The organism is Salipiger abyssi, assembly GCF_017311415.1.
Lineage (GTDB): Bacteria > Pseudomonadota > Alphaproteobacteria > Rhodobacterales > Rhodobacteraceae > Salipiger > Salipiger abyssi_A.
Map to the genome: position 1 here is coordinate 155,032 of NZ_JAEKIS010000010.1, position 17,157 is coordinate 172,188.

Sequence of the window (17,157 nt, forward strand, 5' to 3'; positions counted from 1 at the left end):
AACAGAGAGAAAAGACCATGCTGAACAAGACCAGCTTCACAGTCACGCGCCGCATGGCGCTTCTGGGCGCTACGGCGCTGCTCACGCTGCCACGCACCACCTTGGCACAGACAGGGCCGGTCGAGGGCGGGCGCCTGGTGCTGATCGCCCGTCCCGAGCCCGCCACGCTGGGTCTCGGCCTGAACCTTCAGGCGCCGACGATCTATGTCGGCGGCAAGATTTTCGAGAGCCTCCTGACCTATACCACCGATCTGGAGCCGATGCCCTCGCTCGCGAAATCCTGGAGCATTTCCGAGGACGGGCTGACCTACCGGTTCGAGTTGCAGCAGAACGCGACCTGGCATGACGGCACGCCCTTCACCTCGGCGGATGTGGTCTTTACCGCCGACGACATGATGCGCAGCTCGCATCCGCGCTGGAAGCTGCTCGCCGAAACCTATGTGGAGCGCATCGAGGCCGATGGCGATTTCGCCGTGACCTTCACGCTCAGGGAGCCCTTCTCGGCCTTCATCTACGCCTTCGAGCTGAGCTCGCTGCCGATCATGGCCAGGCATATCTATGAGGGCACCGATTATCGCACCAACCCCGCGAACAACGCCCCCATCGGCACCGGGCCGTTCAAATTCGTGAGCTGGAACCGCGGCCAGTCGATCGAGCTGGAACGCTATGAGGACTATTGGGACGACAGCGCCGCGCATCTCGACCGGGTGACCTTTCTGGTGATCCCCGATGCGGCCTCGCGCGAGACGGCCTTCGAACAGCAAATGGTCGATGTGCTGCGGCCGGGCGATGTCGAGGGCTTCGTCGCGCGCCGCCTGTCCGAGACCGACGATGTGGTCATGACGACGATGGGCGAAGAGTTCTACGCGCCGCATGCCTTCATCCAGATGAACCTGCGCAAGCCGCCCTTCAACAACCTCAAGATCCGCCAGGCGGTCATGCATGCGGTCGACCGCAACTTCATCTCGAACAATATCTGGTTCGGCATGGCGGCACCGGCGACCGGCCCGGTCTCGTCGCGCACCGCGTTTTACGAGCCTGACGTGACACCATACCCGTTCGACATCGAGAAAGCGCAGAGCCTTGTCGCCGAAAGCGGGCTGAGCGGCGACGATCTGAAGGTGACGCTGACGCCCCTGCCCTATGGCCAGCAATGGGACCGCACCGCGGAATACATCGCGCAGCAGCTCACGCAGGCCGGGCTCGACGTGTCGATCAAGGGGGTGGACGTGTCCGGCTGGGCGCAGGCGCTCTCGACCTGGGAGTTCGATCTGGCGCTCAACTACACCTACCAATACGCCCACCCGGCGCTGGGGGTGGCGCGGCACTATCTCAGCTCGAACATCATTCAGGGCACCCCCGCCGCCAATAACGAGGGCTATTCCAACCCCGAGGCCGACAGGCTCTTTGCCGAGGCCGCCAATTCGGTCGACCCGGAAGAGACCCAGCGCCTCTATACCGAGGTGCAGAAACTGCTCGTGGACGATGTGGCGCTCGGCTGGATCTTCGAGATGCGCTCGCCGACGATCTACCGCGATACGGTGAACGAGGTCGTCACCAGCGCAATCGGCGCCATGGACACCATGAAAGCGACCTGGAAGGCCGCCTGACCGTCGCGCGGGAAGCGCCGCAGGCGCGCTTCCCGCCAACTCGAAAGAGACCTTCATGACATACAGAATATTCCTGACCCGGCTGGGCAATGGCCTGCTGGTCCTGATCGGCGTTGCCATCATGAATTTCACGCTGGTGCATATGGCGCCCGGCGATCCCGCGATGATCTTTGCCGGCGAGGCCGGCGGCGGCGACGAAACCTATGTCGAGCAGCTCCGCGAGGAGATGGGGCTCGACAAGCCGCTGGTGACCCAGTTCGCGATCTATGCCGGCGATCTGCTGCGCGGCGATCTGGGCTATTCGTTCCGCAACCAGCGCGACGTCGCCAGCATGATCGCCGAGCGCATCCCCGCCACGCTGCTGCTGACCATGACCGCCTTCGGCATCGCGCTGATCATCGGCGTGGTCTTCGGCATGCTGGGCGGCTGGTTTCGCAATACCCTGCTCGACCGGGGCCTGATGATCGTCACCCTCGTGCTTTATGCGACACCGCTGTTCTGGCTGGCGATGATGTTCGTGCTGCTGTTTTCCGTCCGGCTGGGCTGGTTCCCGCCCTTCGGGATGCAATCGGTGCTGGTGCCCGATGCGCCGCTGGAGCGGATGCTGGATATCGGGCGCCACCTGGTCCTGCCCGCCTTCTCGCTGGGGCTGTTCTATGCCGCGACCTATGCGCGGCTGATGCGGGCCTCGGTGATCAACGTCTCCAACGCCGATTTCGTCAAGACCGCCCGCGCCAAGGGCGTGCCCGGCGGCCGCATCCTGCGCGTGCATGTGCTGCGCAACGCCATCCTGCCGGTCTTTTCGCTGGCCAGCGTGCAGATCGGCCAGCTGATCGGCGGCGCCGTGCTGACCGAGACGGTCTTTGCCTGGCCCGGGATCGGGCGGCTGATGTTCGACGCGATCCTTCAGCGCGACTACCCCGTCATCCTGGGCGTGTTCCTGACCACCGCCCTGCTGGTCATCCTGGTCAACATCGCCACGGACCTTCTTTACCGCATCGTCGATCCCCGGATCGAAACCAGCGCCGGGAGCTGAGGATCATGAAAACCCTTCTGAAAAACACTCCGCTTGTCATCGGGCTCGGGCTGCTCGCCCTGATCGTGGTGATCGCGGTCTTCGCCCATGTCTTTTACCCCGTGTCGCCCTGGCAAAGCTCTGCCATTCCTCTGCTCGAACCGTTCGCGGACGACACCCTGCCCCTGGGCAGCGACATGCTGGGACGCGACGTCGCCGCCGGCATCGCCTATGGCGCGCGGGTCTCGCTGACGGTGGGGGTGGTCTCCACCATCATCTCGATCACGCTCGGCGTGGCCATCGGCGCCCTGGCGGGGTTCTACGGCGGCATGCTCGACAACCTGCTCATGCGCTTCACCGAACTCTTCCAGACCGTGCCGCAATTCGCCATGGCGGTGGTCTTTGTGGCGATCTTTTCGCCCTCGCTCACCACCATCGTGCTGGCAATCAGCCTGGTGTCCTGGCCACCGGTCGCCCGCCTCGTGCGCGGCGAGGTGATGAGCCTCAAGACCCGCGAATTCGTCAAGGCGGGGATCGTTCTCGGCGAAAGCGAGGGCGCGCTGATCTTCCGGCATATCCTACCGAACGCGGTCTCGCCCATCGTCGTCATGGCCTCGCTCATGGTGGCGACCGCAATCCTGACCGAAAGCGCGCTGTCCTTCCTCGGCCTCGGAGACCGCAACATGATCTCATGGGGATACATGATCGGCGCCTCGCGCACGATGCTGCGGGACGCCTGGTGGCTGAGCGTCTTCCCGGGCCTTGCCATCGTCGTCACCGTCGTCGCCGTCAACCTGATCGGCGAAGGCTTTGAAAAAGCCCTCAACCCGCAAGCTCATGGGGAGCGCAAGGCATGACCCGGCACGCAACAGACGTTCTAAATATCGGCAAGCTCAGCGTCCGGCTGCCCGACGGCGCCGACCGGCCCTTTGCCGTGCACGACATGGATCTGACCATCGAAAAGGGCGAGATCCTCTGCATCGTCGGCGAAAGCGGGTCGGGCAAATCCATGACGGCCAATGCGGTGATGGGACTGCTGCCGAAAAGCCTGCGCTTCAGCGCGGAGCATATCCGGCTGAACGACTGCAACCTGCTGCGTCAGTCCAGATCCACCCTGCGCGACCTGCGCGGGCGCGAGGTCGCGATGATCTTTCAGGAACCGCTGTCGGCGCTGAACCCGCTGATGCGGATCGGCGACCAGATCGCCGAGGTGATGAAGGTGCATCCGGGCAGCGACTTCACCGATATCCGCGCCCGCGTGCTCCAGCTTCTGGCGTTCGTCGGCCTGCCCGAGCCCGAGACCATCCGGAGCAGCTATCCGTTCCGCCTCTCCGGCGGCCAGCGCCAGCGCGTGATGATCGCCATGGCGCTTGCACTCGAACCCGACCTGCTGATCGCCGACGAGCCGACCACGGCGCTGGACGTCACCACACAGGCCCAGATCCTCGACCTGATGAAGCGCATCCGGGACGAAAAGGGCATGGGGATCATGATGATCACCCACGATATCGGTGTGGTCGCCGAACTCGCCGACCGGGTGATCGTGATGCGCCATGGCGAAACGCTGGAAGAGGGCGCCGTCGCCGATGTGCTGGAGGCGCCGAAACACGCCTATACACGACAGCTGATCGACGCCGTACCGATGATGATCCCCAAGGACGCCCGGCCGTTCGATACCCCGCCGCTGCTCAGCGTGAAAAACCTCAACAAGATATACGGCAAACCCGGCGGCAAGCATCGCGCGGTGCATGCGGTGAACGATGTCTCCTTCGACCTCCGGGCCGGCGAGACCCTCTCCGTGGTCGGGGAATCCGGATCGGGGAAATCCACTGTCGCGAAGCTACTGGTCAAGCTCGAAGAGCCCAATAGCGGGCAGTATCTGCTCGACGGCGAGGATGTCACGCACCTGTCGGTCCGCGCCTTCCGGCCCAAGCGGCGCGTCATCCAGATGATCTTTCAGGATCCCTATTCCTCGCTGAACCCTCAGCATACAGTGGCGCGCAGCATCACCGCCGGGCCATTGGCCGCCGGTGTCTCCCGGGTACAGGCCATGGAGGATGCCCGCCGCCTGATCTCGCGCGTCGGGCTGGACGAAAGCGCGCTGACCCGCTTCCCGCATGAATTCTCCGGCGGTCAGCGGCAGAGGATCGGCATCGCCCGGGCGCTGGCGATGTCGCCGCGCGTGCTTGTGGCCGACGAGAGCGTCTCGGCGCTGGATGTGTCGGTGCAGGCCAAGGTTCTGGACCTGCTGGCCGATCTTCAGCGTGAATACGATCTGGGGCTGATCTTCATCACCCACGACTTGCGCGTCGCCTGCCAGATCTCGGACAATCTCGTTGTCATGCATCGCGGGCGGATCGTGGAACGCGGCAGCGCGCATGACGTGCTGCTTCAGCCCCGGGCCCCCTACACACAGGCGCTTGTCGCCGCCCTGCCCGGTCAGGCCTGGGAGGCGCGGCGCGAGGCGGCGATTTTGGCGGAGCAACGGTCATGAGCAAGGACAGCACCAAGCCCGATGTCGTCCCCGGGTGTCGCGGCATCGAACATATCGGCCTCACGGTACCCGATCTCGATCAGGCCGTCGGGTTTTTCTCCTCCGTCTTCGGCTGGGAAAAGATCTACGAGCTCGGCCCCTTCGCCTCGCAGGACGGCTGGATCGAACGCCAGCTTGCGGTGCCGCCGGGCACGGTGATGGAACGGCTCGCCTTCATGCGCTGCGCGAACGGCGCCAATCTCGAACTTTTCCAGTATTCCGCGCCGGATCAGGCCCGCACACTGCCCGCGAACAGCGATGTCGGCGGCCACCATCTGGCCTTTTATGTCGACGATTTCGCAGCCGCTCTCGCCTGTCTCCGTCGTCACGGTGTCGAGCTGCTGGGAACGCCAGTGGTCCGTGACGCAGGGCCGAGCGGCGGGCAGACCTGGATCTATTTCCGGACGCCTTGGGGCCTGACCTGCGAACTGGTAAGCTTTCCGGCGGGCAAGGCCTATGAGCGCGACAGCGACCGGCTCCTGTGGCAACCTCAGCCATTGTGAGGGCGGATCGCGATGAAGAAACGAAAAGAGTGGCAGAATGAGTGAGCGCAAGCAGAAGGCCGATGCATCGACGACGATGAGCATGTCGATCGCCTCCGACATCAGGGCCGCCGTCCTCTCCGGCGAGCTGACGCCCGGGCAGCGCATTCGCCAGGAGCAGCTCGCCGAGCGCTATGGCACCAGCCGCATTCCGGTGCGCGAGGCGCTGAGGATTCTCGAACGCGACGGTCTGGTGGTCTTTGTGCCGAACAACGGCGCCTGGATCGCCGAGGTCGACATGGCCGAATGCGTCGAGATCTACAAGATCCGCGAGCGGCTCGAACCGCTGGCGCTGTCAGAGAGCATCCCCAGAATGACGCCCGAGACGCTGACCCGGCTCGAAGAGCTCCACAAGGGCTGCGAAGCCGCCCCCGATACCGAGACCTTCCTGCGGCTGGATCGCGAATTTCACCTGCTGACCTATTCCTGCGCAGAGGCACCGATGCTGCTTGGCATGATCGAGCGGTTCTGGAGCACGACCCAGCATTACCGCCGCACCTATTCCGACATTCTGGGTGCGCAGGGGCAATGGATCATCCATGCCGAGCACGGGCTGTTATTGTCGGCGATCAGCCGCAGGGACTGCGAAGAGGCCGAAAACCTGCTTCGCGCACATATCCGCAAGACCCGAACCAAGCTGGAAGAGGCGTTTTGCTCGATCTAAGACCGAAAGCGTCCGGGGCACGCGCGCACCGCTGTGCATGCCTCCAAAAACAAAAGCCGGCCGGGGTCACGGCCATTGCTGCGCTGCGTGTAGAACGCGCAAGACGCTTACGATTTCCCGGGTTTCAGCGTGGACCACGATGTAATTCGGACACACAAACACCTCGCGCGTGCCGGTGACACGACCAAGGCGATAGATCTGGGATGGTCTCTAAGTCGCGCGGCCTTGTCGTGGATTTCGTCCTTGAGAGACTGGGCGGCACCGGGATTGTCGTCAGAGATATCGTCGATAATCGCCAGAAGGTCGGCGATTGCCGTTGCCTTCCATTACGACCGTGCACGGTGCTTTCCGTCAATCAGCGCCTGAACGTCCTGCATCGCCTGCCCATCTGACTTTGCCGGGCGCGGGTCGTCCAGGGCTTCCTGTACCTTGACGCGAAACCAGGCGTCATAGGCATTGGGATCGGCCGTCAAGCTCGATACAGCGCATGATCTATCAGGCCGCGCAGGGCTGCGGGCTGCTCTACGGGATCGCGGCGGCAATGATCGCCGTTTTCTCGGGCTGGCTGGCGTCGGTGGTCTTCAGCCGACCCTGACGCCCCCTCGCCGCCTGCCGAACCGCCCTTTCCGCGAAAAGGCGGCAGCGGCGTCAGAGCGCCACCACCTCTTTGCCGCCCTGCCAGACACGGCGGAGCGCGATCTCATCCGAAAGGTGCAGCACATCTGCGCAGTATCCGGCGCAAAGCCGGCCGCGACCCGTGGCGCCGGCCAGACCGGCGGGCACCTCGGTCGCCATCGCCGCCGCCTCGCAGAGCGGTACCTCGCAAAGCCCGACAAGGTTGCGGATGGCGGTGGCCAGCGGCAGATGCGCACCGGCCAGCGTGCCGTCCTCCAGCGCCAGACGGTCGCCGTCGCGCAGGATGCGGCGGCCATTGAGGGTGAACCCCGGCACGTCGCTGCCAGCGGTCGCCATCGCGTCGCTGACCAGAAAGATCCGTCCGGGGCCGCGCTTGGCCCGCAGGGCGATGCCCATGCTGGCGGCGCTCACATGAATGCCGTCCGCGATCAGCCCCGCCGACAGCTCACCACGCGCAAGCGCGGTGCCGACCACGCCGGGGGCACGGCCGGTCATCTGGCTCTGCGCATTGAACAGATGGGTCACCACCCGCGCACCCGCCGCGATGGCCTCAAGGCAGGTTTCATAGGTGGCATCGGTGTGGCCCAGCGACACCAGCGCCCCGGCGGCGACCAGACGGCGGATCTGCGCGGGCGTCACGCTTTCGGGTGCCACGGTCAGCATCAGGAGGGGCAGGCGCGCGGCGGCGGCGCACAACATTTCCAGATCCGCCTCCTCCATGGGCCGGATCAGCGCCGGGTCATGGGCCCCCTTGCGCGACAGCGCAAGATGCGGCCCTTCGAGATGCAGCCCCAGGATGCCCGGCGTTCCCGCCGCCAGCGCCTCGGCCACCGCCGCGATGGCGCGGGCGACCTGTTCGGCGGTGTCGGTGATCAGCGTCGGCAGGATCGAGGTCGCGCCGATGGCGGCATGGGCGCGGGCCATGGTGGCCAGCGCCCCCGCATCGGTGCTGTTGTTCAGCATGACCCCGCCGCCGCCATTGACCTGAAGATCGACGAAACCGGGGGTCAGCAGGCCGCCGTCGAGCCGGGTGACGATCGCCTCCCCCGGCAGATCCGCTTCCGGCACGATCGCGGCGATCCGGTCCCCCCGGATCAGCAGCGCATGGCCGGACAGTCGCCCGCCCGGTTGCAGGATGTCGGCGCCGACAAGCGCGATGAGCGGTCCGGTCATAGGGTCTCCGTCACTTTCCGCAGGTTGCGCGGGGCGTCCGGGTTGCCGCCCCGCGATGTCGCGAAAGCTTCCACCATTGCGTAGAAGGATACCAGCAGCGACAGCGGTTCGGTCATCGGATGGCCGGTTGCCACATGCTCCAACACTGTGGCCTTGGCAACCTTGCTCGTGGTGGCAAAGACCCGCGCGCCCTTGGTCGTCAGATCGTCCGCCGCCTGCGCCAGACTGTCCTCCGCCGCGTCAGCCCCCGCAAAGCACAGCACCGGAAAGCCTTCGTCGACAATCGAAACGGGGCCGTGCAGCACCTCGGCGGCGGAATAGCTCTCGGCGTGCAGCTGACAGGTTTCCTTGAACTTCAGCGCAGCCTCGTTCGAGGTGGCAAAGGTCAGGCCCCGACCCAGCGTGAAGAGCGAGGTGCGCTCGGCCAGCGCCGCACGCAGTTCCGGCCAGGTCAGGTGCCCGGCCTTCTCGAGCTGCGCCGGAAGATCCTTCAGCGCAGCCAGCAGCCCCGCGTCGCGCTGCCATTCCGCCAGCAGCCACAGCGCGGCGACTGCGGAGGTCACGTAGGTCTTGGTCGCGGCCACGCTCAGCTCGGGCCCTGCGTGGATGTCAATCACATGATCGCTAAGGCCTGCCAGCGGCGAGGCGGGGTCGTTGGTCAGCGCAAGGCTGAACGCGCCGCCCTTGCGGGCCGCGTCGCTCATGGCGACAATGTCGGGGCTGCGGCCCGACTGCGACACCCCGAGGCAGACCGCCCCCTCCAGCTTCAGCGCCGCGCCGTAGATCGAGGCCAGCGACGGCCCGAGCGAGGCGACGGGACGGCCGGTCATGATCTCGGCGGCATATTTGAAGCCGGTGCAGACATGATCCGACGAACCGCGCGCCACCGTGACGATCATGCCCGGATCGGCGGCCCGGAGCGCCGCTGCCGCAGCGGCGATCTGCGGTCCGCCGCGCTCAAGAAGGCGCGCAACCGCTCTGGGGATCTCTTCGATCTCCTGACGCATCAGGGTTGGGGCGGGCACGGTTGCGGTCATGGTCACGAGTGTCCTTTCAGAAGGTCCAGGCGGAAACGCCGCGCCAGCGCCAGCGCGCCGTCGAGCGGCGTTCCGGCGGGGGCGGTGACATCCGCTCTCAGGCTGTCGGGCAGGAATGTTCTATAGCGCGAGCCAAGGCCGCCAGTCAGGCAGACCGCCGCGCCGGGCTGGTGGCCAAGTGCGGCCAGCGCGCGGGCGAGGTAGTCGGCGCCGCGCCGCATGAGCGCCAGCCCGGCGGAATCCCCGGCCTCGGCGGCGGCGACAACCGACGGGGCAAACCCGCCGTAATCGCCCGGCGTTGCCGTGCCGGAAAAAGCGATGATCGCAGCTCGCGAGCGGTCGAAACGGACAAGGGCGTCTTCCAGCAGCGGGGTGGTTTCGGCGAAGCCGTCCAGCACATGCAGGCAGGCGCGCAGCAATTCGCGCCCCAGCCAGGCTCCCGACGCCTCGTCGCCCAGCGCCAGGCCATGGCCTCCGGCAAGGCGGATCTTTTCGCCGGTCTTGCGGGCGAGGAACGAGCCCGTGCCGATGCCCGCGACATAACCGTCCCGGCGACCAAGCGCACCCGTCACTGCCGCCTGCCGGTCGTCCTCGACCCGGATCTGGTCGAAAGGCAACCTCGCGGCAATTGTCGCGCCGGCCGCGGCATCCAGCACTCCGGCCAGCCCGGCATAGGCCGGGATAGCTCGGAGGTCAGCCGTATCGAGCCCCGCCGCCGCGCTCAGCGCCGCGAGGCCCCCGGCGATCTCGGCAAGGGCGCCCTCTCTGTCGGTGTGCATATTGGCATGTCCGGCAGTGACCCGCGTCACCTGCCCGTCGCGGCACAGCGCCAGCCGGCAGGTCGAGCCGCCACCATCTATCGCGATGAGCGCCTGGTCCTGCCGAAGCCTGCTCATGTTGTCTTCTGCTTGCGCAGGAAGGAATAGACAGCCCAGGCGATCAGCACCGCGTTGATCGCAATCAGCGCCGCCGCGACGGGCCGGTCGAGGAAAATCCCCATGCCGTCGCGCGAGATCAGCAGAGAGCGGCGCAGGTTGTTTTCCAGAAACGGCCCCAGCACCAGCCCGATGACAATCGGCGAAAGCGGATAGTTGCCCATGCGGAACAGCGTGCCCAGCACACCGAAGCCGAACATCACCCACAGATCGAAGACCGAGGCCTGAAGCGTGAAGGTGCCGATGGCGCACATCAGCAGCACCACGGGGATCAGATGCGCCTTGCGCAGTTTCAGCGTGTAGATGAAGAGCGGCGTGGTCAGCACGCCCAGCAGCAGCAGCAGGATATTGGCGGAGAAATAGACCAGATAGATCCCGCCCACCACTTCGGGCGTTTCGGTGAACAGCGCGGGGCCGGGGTAGATGCCCAGCACCAGAAGCACGCTGATGAAAATCGCCGTGGTGGCTTCGCCCGGAATGCCAAGCGCGAGCGTCGGGATCAGCGTGCCGCCAACCGTCGCGTTGTTGGCGCTTTCGGTGGCCACGATGCCGCCCTCGGCGCCCTCGCCATAGCGTTCTTCGGGCCGTGCGGCGGCCTTGGCGACCGCATAGGCCGCGAAGGCGCTGATGATGCCCCCCGCCCCCGGCAGCGAGCCGAAGAAGACGCCGATGGCGGAGGAGCGGACGAGGTTCTTCCAGTGCCGCAGCGTGGCAAGCACCGAGCGGAAGCTGGCGCGCACCGGCGCGATGTCGGGCTTGGCGGTCAGATCCTTGCCGAAGGCCTGCAACGCCATCTCGGACAGTGCGAAGAGGCCGACGACCACGGCGACGATGTGGAAGCCGTTCAGCATGTTGTAATTGCCAAAGGTAAAGCGGTAGCCCGTCGAGAATTCGTCAGTGCCGATGGTGGCCAGCAGCAGACCCAGCAGGCCCGACATCAGCGCCTTGACCACCGATCCGTCCGACACCACGACGATGGAGACGAGGCCGGTCACCGCCAGCGCGGCGTATTCCGGCGGGCCGAAACTGGCGGCGACGCCCGCCAGCAGCGGCGCCAGCAGGATCAGCACCACGCCGCCCAGCATGCCGCCGAGCGCCGAGGCGGAGATCGCCAAACCGATGGCCTGCGCCGCCCTGCCCTTCTGCGCCATGGGATAACCGTCGAAAAGCGTCGCGGCGGCCAGTGGCGTGCCGGGGATGCGCAGCAGGATGGCGGAGATAGAGCCGCCGCAGGAGCCGCCGACGAAGATGCCCAGCATCAACGCCATGGCCGGGATCGGCTGCAACGAGATGGCGAAGGGCATCAGCAGGATGATCCCCATCAGCGGGCCGAGACCGGGTAGAACCCCGACCAACAGACCGAAGATCAGCCCCAGCGCCATCAGCAGGAACACCTCGGCCTGCCAGAAAAGCGGCATGCCTTGAAGAAGGGAGTCGATGAGCATGTCTGTCTTACCAGCCGATATGCAGGCCCAGCCAGCCGCCGGGCAGCACGATGTGCAAAAACGCTTCGAAGACGAAGGCGAAGAGGAAAGGCACAGCGAGCGCCGGCAGCACCAGCGCCAAGAAGCCGCGCAGCCCCGCGGCATACATCACGCCCAGCAGCATAAGCGGCGCCGCAATGTAATAGCCCAGCACCGGAAGCAGGATCAGGAAGCCCAGAAAGATCCCGAAAATGCGCAGCGGACGCGCGAGATTGGACAGTGTCAGCGGCTCGTTTATGGCCTCGCCACCGCGCTGTTCCCAGCGCTGCGTCAGCAGCACGACGGGGATGAAGGCCGCGATGAGAATGGCGACCCATCGCGGATAGGCCGCCGAGTTGTCGTAGGGACCGCCCGAGGCGATCCCCTGGTCCTGCATCGACGTGGCGATCTGCTGGAAGACAAGCGCCACGATGGCGGCGAAAAAGGCCAGCACCAGCCAGTCCGCGATATACCTGTTGCGCATGGGAGCCTCCGTTTCAGCGTCGTGCGGGATCATGACAGAGAGGATGCCTTAAAGGGCGTCCATCTGCTCTTCTTCCCAGGCCAGCGCGTCGCCCATGGATTTGAGTTGCTCGAAAACCGGGCCGACGATGGCTTCGTATTCGTCATAGTCCCATTCCAGCGGCACCACGCCCAGCCGCGAGATCGCCTCGCGCACCTCGGGGTCTTTCATCGTGGCGGACATCGCCTCGCGCAGCACGGCCAGCTCTTCCGGCGGCGTGTCCTTGCGCACAACCCACCACGACCAGCCCATCGGCGCCAGCCCGCTGAGTTCGAGATTGATGTCGAGTTCGGTGATGTTCGGCGCGCCGCCAAAGGCTTCCTTGGCCGTGTCCAGCTCGGAGAGGACCAGCAGCACGTTGAAGTCTTCGGGCGCGCGCTGATAGGCGCCAACATTGACGAAAGCAAAGTCGAGGATGCCCGAGCTCAGGTCGCGACGCGCCTCTGCGTCGCCTGCGTAGGGGATGTTGCGGGCAACGACGCCGTATTCCTGAAGCACCTTGGCGATGGCCATATGCGGCAGCGTGTTGCGCGCCCCGGCGGAGTAGCGCAGCTCGCCCGGATGCTCGCGGCCCCAGGCCATCATCTCGTCGAAATTCGCCCAGCGGTCATCGCCCTTGCGCAGCGCGATCGAGAACGGCGCCGAGAGGTTGGAATGCAGTGGGGCGAAATCCGAATAGCTCCAGCCGCCATTGCCCAGCACCGGCTGCAACACCAGCGGCGCCACATAGGCGTCGAAGATCGAATAGCCGTCTGCGGGACGGGACTGAAGCGTTTCCAGCGCCTTGGTCCCGGCGGCACCGGGGGTGGAAATCACCGTCATCGGCACGCCCAGCTTGTCGCTCATGCTGTCGGCGATGACCTGCGTCACGGACATCGAAGTGCCCGGCGTCCAGGGAAAGATCACCTCGACGGTGCGCGCGGGGAACTCCTGCGCCCAGGCGGGCGCGCCCATCAGGGCGGCGGCGCCCATCAATGCAAGGGCAAGCTTTCGAAACATTGGGGTACTCCTTGTTGCTTGTGATATCGGGTGCTGTTTTCGCTCAGCACGCCATGTTGTGGTTGGTCTTCTCGGAGGCGGCCGGGGCGGCGGTCTTTGCGCCGGGCCGCGGCAGGTCGTAGTAATCGTAAAGCGCGGCCGGCGCGTCATGCGCCTGCATATGCGCCCGGATCTCGCCGGCAAGCCGGGCGATCACCTCGGAGTTCTCCAGCGAGGTCGTCTGTCCGGGATCGGTCTCGACATCGTAGAGGACCGAGCCCTCCTTCCAGGTGTTCAGCACGTCGAACCCGGCCTGCGCGTTTCCGGTGCCGCAATCGACCCGCAGCACCGGCACGCCCTTGGTGAAGTCGAAGGGCGGCACCATCTCGGCCCCGCGCAGATCCTCGACCGAAAAGGGCTGCGCCATATGCGCGGGCATCAGGGTATAGAGCGGCGGTGCGGTCTGCCCTTTTTCCGGGAAACGGAAATAGGTGTATCTGCCGTCGGTCACGCAGACCGGCCCACCAAACATGCCCAGAATGGCACTCTCGCGCCCCGAACTGCCACCTTCCAGCACCGGCATCAGACTGTGCGCCCTGACCTCGGCGGGCACCGGCACGCCATGGAACCCGAGGAAGGTCGGCATCAGGTCCGTGGTCTGGGTCAGCTGCGCCGCCCGCGCGCCGTTGCCCGGCTGGCCGGGGAGCCAGACAACCAGCGGAATATGCGCGATCTCCTGATAATAGGGCATGCGGCTCTTGGCCCACCACTCGTGCTCTCCCAGCAGATAGCCGTGATCCGTGGTCAGCACGATGGCGGTATCGTCCCAGGCATCCGCCGCATCCATCCAGTCGAGCAAGCGCCCGAAATAGGCGTCGCACATCGTCACGAGCGCGGCGTAATTGGCGCGCATCTCGGCAATCTGCTCAGGGGTTTCGGTGACGCGCTCATAGTTCGGCCAGTCGAGCAGCCCGCCCTCGTAGCCCGTCTCGCCCGTCCGCTTGTCGACCGCCTCGCGATACCGCGCCGGGGCGGTGAACGGCTCATGCGGGTCGAAACATTCCAGTTGCAGGAACCAATTGTCCGCGTCCCGGTTAATCTCCAGATACTCCAGCGCCGAGGCGAAACACCTGGCGAGCGGATAGTCCGCCTCCTCCTGACGGAACAGCCCGTTCACCGCCGCACGCGACCGCGCCCAGGTGTTGCGGTCGGTGTTGCCCGAGGTGGCGACGCCGTCCGGCGGCGCATCGGGGAACGGGTATTGTTGCGGGTCCAACCCGTCGCGCATCCGGGCATAGGGCGGCTCGACCATTGCTTTGATCGGGTCGTTCTCCTGACCGCGAATAAACTCCCAGCTGTCGAACCCCGTGGCGTAGCCCGCGCCGCCATCCTCGAAGTAATGCGCGTGATCGGTGATCAGATGCATATAGGTGCCGCTCTGGCTGAGCAGCCGGGCATAGGAATTGTCGAAAGGCTCGAGCGGCCCCCAAGAGCGGTGCAGGAAGTTCAGCCGCCCGGTCTGCATATCCCGCCGCGCGGGCATACAGGGCAGCGAGCCCACATAGTGATTGTCAAAGACCTGCGCCTTTTTTGCGAACCGGTCGAAGTTCGGCGTGGGCACTGCGCTGCCCCCATAACAGCCAAGGGCGTGGCGGTTCAGCGAGTCGAACAGGACGAAAATGGTGCGCAAAACATGTTCCTTTAGCCTTGCCGGAGGAATACAGCGCGCAAGATCTAAAAAGTAGTCAAAACATTGGCTGCATGATATAGCTTATAGGAATGGATAGAAACCTCCTCAGCTTCATCGCCGTCGCCCGTCTAGGCACGATGTCCGCCGCCGCCGACGCGCTTGCGATCACCCAGCCTGCGTTGACAAAGCGGCTACAGCTACTGGAACAGCAGTTCGGCACACCGCTTCTCGAGCGCCACTCACGCGGGGTCACGCTGACCGAGTCCGGTCAGCAGCTCCTGTATTACGCGCTTCGGATCCGCAGCGAGTATCAGCAGGCGCGCGAGCGTCTCGATGCGATGTCGGACCGCCCGCCCGAAGTGCTGCGGATCGCGTCGGGCCCGTTCTTTCTGTTCCGGCATCTGGGCCAGGCGATCGTCGAGATGCGCAAGCGTCATCCGGGCATCCGCGTCGTGATGGAAAGCAACCCCGAGGGCAGCAATCTCGACAAGCTGCGCGACGGCGAGCTGGACGTGGTCTTTGGCGACCGCACCGAGGCCCATAGCCTGCGCACGCCCTTCGACTTCGTGTTCCTCCCGATCACCGTCGTCAACATCGGCCTGCTGGTCAGCGCGGCCTCGCCGCTGGCGCGCCACGCCCCACTGCGTCCCGAAGATCTCACCGGCGTGCCCTGGGTCGAATACAGCGGTACGCCCGATTACCGCATGCTGGTGCGCGGCTATTTCATGTCGCGCGGGCTGATCCCGCCGGAGATGGTGATCGAGACCGGCTCGTTCTTCCTCGGCTCGCAGATTGTCGAGCACAGCGACGCCGTGATGATGGCCCCGAAAGAGCTGTTCCCCAGTCTCCAGCAGCCGGGGCTGAGTTTTGTCGAAACCGATCCGCTGATGGGCCGGATGGAGACCGGCGCCTTTCTCCGCAAATCCTCGCAGCAGCACGCGGTGATTGCCGAGTTCGTCGATTCGATCGCCCGCAGGGCGGCTGCCGAAGGGCCGGGCACACCTTTGGATCACACTGCCGACCGCCGGCAATAGGCGGTAACAGCCGCGCCGCATCCTTATCGCTTCGCATGGAGTAACCCGCTCCGGGTCCTGCACAGTCCTTTGCGCGCGAGCTGACCGAGGCAGAGCGGGACAGGATTGCTCAACTTGCTGAGCTAGAATTGCGGGATGCCGCGGCGGCACTCTTCGAGTGGCCATAAGTTGCACTCCCTGAAACCAGCGCGGATTTCGTGGAGCATTGTGGTTGGGTCGACCGCAAGAACGCAAATGGAGCCCATGCCGGGTTCGTGTCGTTCTCAGTGTGGCTCGTCATGCAGGATAGCGCGATCACTAGCATCCAGATTCCATCTGGCCCCCGTTCCGGCGGCGTCCCAAGTCTGGACGCGGTGTGTGTTGAACAGGGTTTGGACGTTCTTGACACTCTTGCTCACAAAGGAAAACCCGCGTGTTTCCCTCGAAGCCGCCTCCGCCGCGCGTGTGAGGGGCGCGAAGGTGGCTCGGAGGAAAACAAGCTCTCTATTTGGTATCTTTACCTCTATCAATCTTAGGGGGCGGAACGGCAGCGAATGACTTATCAAGACGTCGAGCCATTGAGGGCAAGTTATCGGCCCGGGAAGATCAAGGTGCTTTTCGTCGGGGAAAGCGCACCCGCCGGGGGCGCGTTCTTCTACAAGCAGACCGGTCAGGTTCACGGGCAGTTTCGCCAAGCCCTTGCGCCTCACATCGGAGACAGCCCGTCTTTTGTCGAAGCTTTCAAGCAAGCGGGCTTCTATCTGGATGATCTGGTGCTAGAACCCGTGAATTGGCTGTCCCGGTCGGATCGACAGGCGATCCACGCCGCCAGTATCGACTCTTTTGCAAAGCGATTGGGGACTACGATGCGCCTCTTGTTGTCGCCTTCATGAAAGGGATCGCGGCACCTGTCAAAGCAGCAATTGCAGCGTCGGGATCACCGTGTCAGTTTGAGGTTGTGTCGTTTCCGGGCAATGGGCGGCAGGCCGAGTTCAGTTCAGCGATGACAGCGATCATGCCGAAGCTCCTGAACCAGTAGCCGAGAAGGGTCAGATTCGACCCTAAATGACCCGAGTTTACCGCCGGGATACATACTACGTGCTTACCGTGGCGGTAAGCGCATTTGCAGGAGCTTGTAATTTATTGAAAGGGTCTATTCCAGCTGAGGTGTTCTGAGAGTATGCTAAGGTGCTCTCATGTCTCAGAAAAACCGGTATCTATTTCGGGGGGGAGAATTTCGGAGAGAAAGTTCCGGGATCTTCTGCGCCTCTTCGCAACCGATATCACCGCTGATCGCGCCGCCTCACTGACCGGCCTTAACCACAAATCAGCCGCCGCGATTTTC

At 64.8% G+C, this 17,157-nt stretch carries 18 protein-coding genes; 9 read left to right on the plus strand and 9 right to left on the minus strand.

Annotated elements, in window-relative coordinates; genetic code table 11:
• Positions 1–17 precede the first annotated feature (17 nt).
• Genes I6N89_RS15300 through I6N89_RS15325 form a run of 6 tightly spaced genes read left to right on the plus strand, consistent with a single transcriptional unit; the run spans position 18 to position 6,364 of the window.
• Positions 18–1,610: an ABC transporter substrate-binding protein gene (locus I6N89_RS15300; RefSeq protein ID WP_207019290.1), complete on the plus strand. Its 1,593-nt coding sequence runs from the start codon at positions 18–20 to the stop codon at positions 1,608–1,610.
• A gap of 55 nt (positions 1,611–1,665) precedes the next feature.
• Positions 1,666–2,646, plus strand: a complete 981-nt coding sequence (locus I6N89_RS15305) for an ABC transporter permease (RefSeq protein WP_207019291.1) — start codon at positions 1,666–1,668, stop codon at positions 2,644–2,646.
• Positions 2,647–2,651: 5 nt separating this feature from the next.
• The gene (locus tag I6N89_RS15310) at positions 2,652–3,482 is read left to right on the plus strand and encodes an ABC transporter permease (protein ID WP_207019292.1); all 831 of its coding nucleotides are present in this window, start codon (positions 2,652–2,654) and stop codon (positions 3,480–3,482) included.
• Positions 3,479–5,119, plus strand: coding sequence for a dipeptide ABC transporter ATP-binding protein (locus I6N89_RS15315; protein WP_207019293.1), 1,641 nt, complete (start codon positions 3,479–3,481; stop codon positions 5,117–5,119). The genes I6N89_RS15310 and I6N89_RS15315 overlap by 4 nt, the downstream gene beginning before the upstream one ends.
• Entirely contained in the window at positions 5,116–5,661 is a 546-nt protein-coding gene (locus tag I6N89_RS15320) for a VOC family protein (protein ID WP_207019294.1), read from the plus strand. The genes I6N89_RS15315 and I6N89_RS15320 overlap by 4 nt, the downstream gene beginning before the upstream one ends.
• Positions 5,662–5,698: 37 nt before the next feature.
• The gene (locus tag I6N89_RS15325; protein ID WP_207019295.1) at positions 5,699–6,364 is read left to right on the plus strand and encodes a GntR family transcriptional regulator; all 666 of its coding nucleotides are present in this window, start codon (positions 5,699–5,701) and stop codon (positions 6,362–6,364) included.
• Between the two features lie 107 nt (positions 6,365–6,471).
• Here I6N89_RS15325 and I6N89_RS15330 read toward each other — a convergent pair whose 3' ends face one another.
• Both I6N89_RS15330 and I6N89_RS25785 read right to left on the minus strand, forming a co-directional pair.
• Complete coding sequence (locus I6N89_RS15330; RefSeq protein ID WP_328805889.1) at positions 6,472–6,675, minus strand: type II toxin-antitoxin system RelE/ParE family toxin; 204 nt, start codon at positions 6,673–6,675, stop codon at positions 6,472–6,474.
• A gap of 15 nt (positions 6,676–6,690) precedes the next feature.
• Entirely contained in the window at positions 6,691–6,837 is a 147-nt protein-coding gene (locus I6N89_RS25785) for a StaA (RefSeq protein WP_328805888.1), read from the minus strand.
• Positions 6,838–6,851: 14 nt separating this feature from the next.
• Here I6N89_RS25785 and I6N89_RS15335 point away from each other — a divergent pair, with 14 nt between their 5' ends.
• Positions 6,852–6,959, plus strand: a complete 108-nt coding sequence (locus I6N89_RS15335; RefSeq protein WP_207019296.1) for a TIGR02186 family protein — start codon at positions 6,852–6,854, stop codon at positions 6,957–6,959.
• 53 nt (positions 6,960–7,012) lie between these two features.
• On the opposite strand, the gene nagA is transcribed toward I6N89_RS15335, so the two are convergent.
• From nagA to I6N89_RS15370, 7 genes are read right to left on the minus strand one after another with little or no spacing between them, the layout of a single operon-like run.
• Entirely contained in the window at positions 7,013–8,173 is a 1,161-nt protein-coding gene (gene nagA, locus I6N89_RS15340; protein WP_207019297.1) for an N-acetylglucosamine-6-phosphate deacetylase, read from the minus strand.
• A complete protein-coding gene (locus I6N89_RS15345) occupies positions 8,170–9,210 on the minus strand; it encodes an SIS domain-containing protein (RefSeq protein ID WP_236016657.1) in 1,041 nt (346 codons plus the stop codon). The genes nagA and I6N89_RS15345 overlap by 4 nt, the downstream gene beginning before the upstream one ends.
• Positions 9,211–9,212: 2 nt before the next feature.
• Positions 9,213–10,106, minus strand: a complete 894-nt coding sequence (locus tag I6N89_RS15350; RefSeq protein WP_207019298.1) for a BadF/BadG/BcrA/BcrD ATPase family protein — start codon at positions 10,104–10,106, stop codon at positions 9,213–9,215.
• Positions 10,103–11,590, minus strand: coding sequence for a tripartite tricarboxylate transporter permease (locus tag I6N89_RS15355; RefSeq protein WP_207019299.1), 1,488 nt, complete (start codon positions 11,588–11,590; stop codon positions 10,103–10,105). Before I6N89_RS15355 ends, I6N89_RS15350 begins: the two co-directional genes overlap by 4 nt.
• 7 nt (positions 11,591–11,597) lie before the next feature.
• Positions 11,598–12,092 carry a tripartite tricarboxylate transporter TctB family protein gene (locus I6N89_RS15360; RefSeq protein ID WP_207019300.1) on the minus strand — a complete coding sequence of 165 codons (495 nt, stop codon included), beginning with the start codon at positions 12,090–12,092 and terminating at the stop codon, positions 11,598–11,600.
• Between the two features lie 48 nt (positions 12,093–12,140).
• Positions 12,141–13,130, minus strand: coding sequence for a Bug family tripartite tricarboxylate transporter substrate binding protein (locus I6N89_RS15365; RefSeq protein WP_207019301.1), 990 nt, complete (start codon positions 13,128–13,130; stop codon positions 12,141–12,143).
• 43 nt (positions 13,131–13,173) lie between these two features.
• Complete coding sequence (locus I6N89_RS15370) at positions 13,174–14,799, minus strand: sulfatase (protein WP_207019302.1); 1,626 nt, start codon at positions 14,797–14,799, stop codon at positions 13,174–13,176.
• An 89-nt stretch (positions 14,800–14,888) separates the two neighbouring features.
• Here I6N89_RS15370 and I6N89_RS15375 point away from each other — a divergent pair, with 89 nt between their 5' ends.
• Positions 14,889–15,833, plus strand: coding sequence for a LysR family transcriptional regulator (locus tag I6N89_RS15375; RefSeq protein WP_207019303.1), 945 nt, complete (start codon positions 14,889–14,891; stop codon positions 15,831–15,833).
• A gap of 533 nt (positions 15,834–16,366) precedes the next feature.
• On the plus strand, positions 16,367–16,705 hold the full coding sequence (locus I6N89_RS15380) for a hypothetical protein (RefSeq protein WP_207019304.1): 339 nt from the start codon (positions 16,367–16,369) through the stop codon (positions 16,703–16,705).
• The last annotated feature ends 452 nt before the right edge of the window (positions 16,706–17,157 follow it).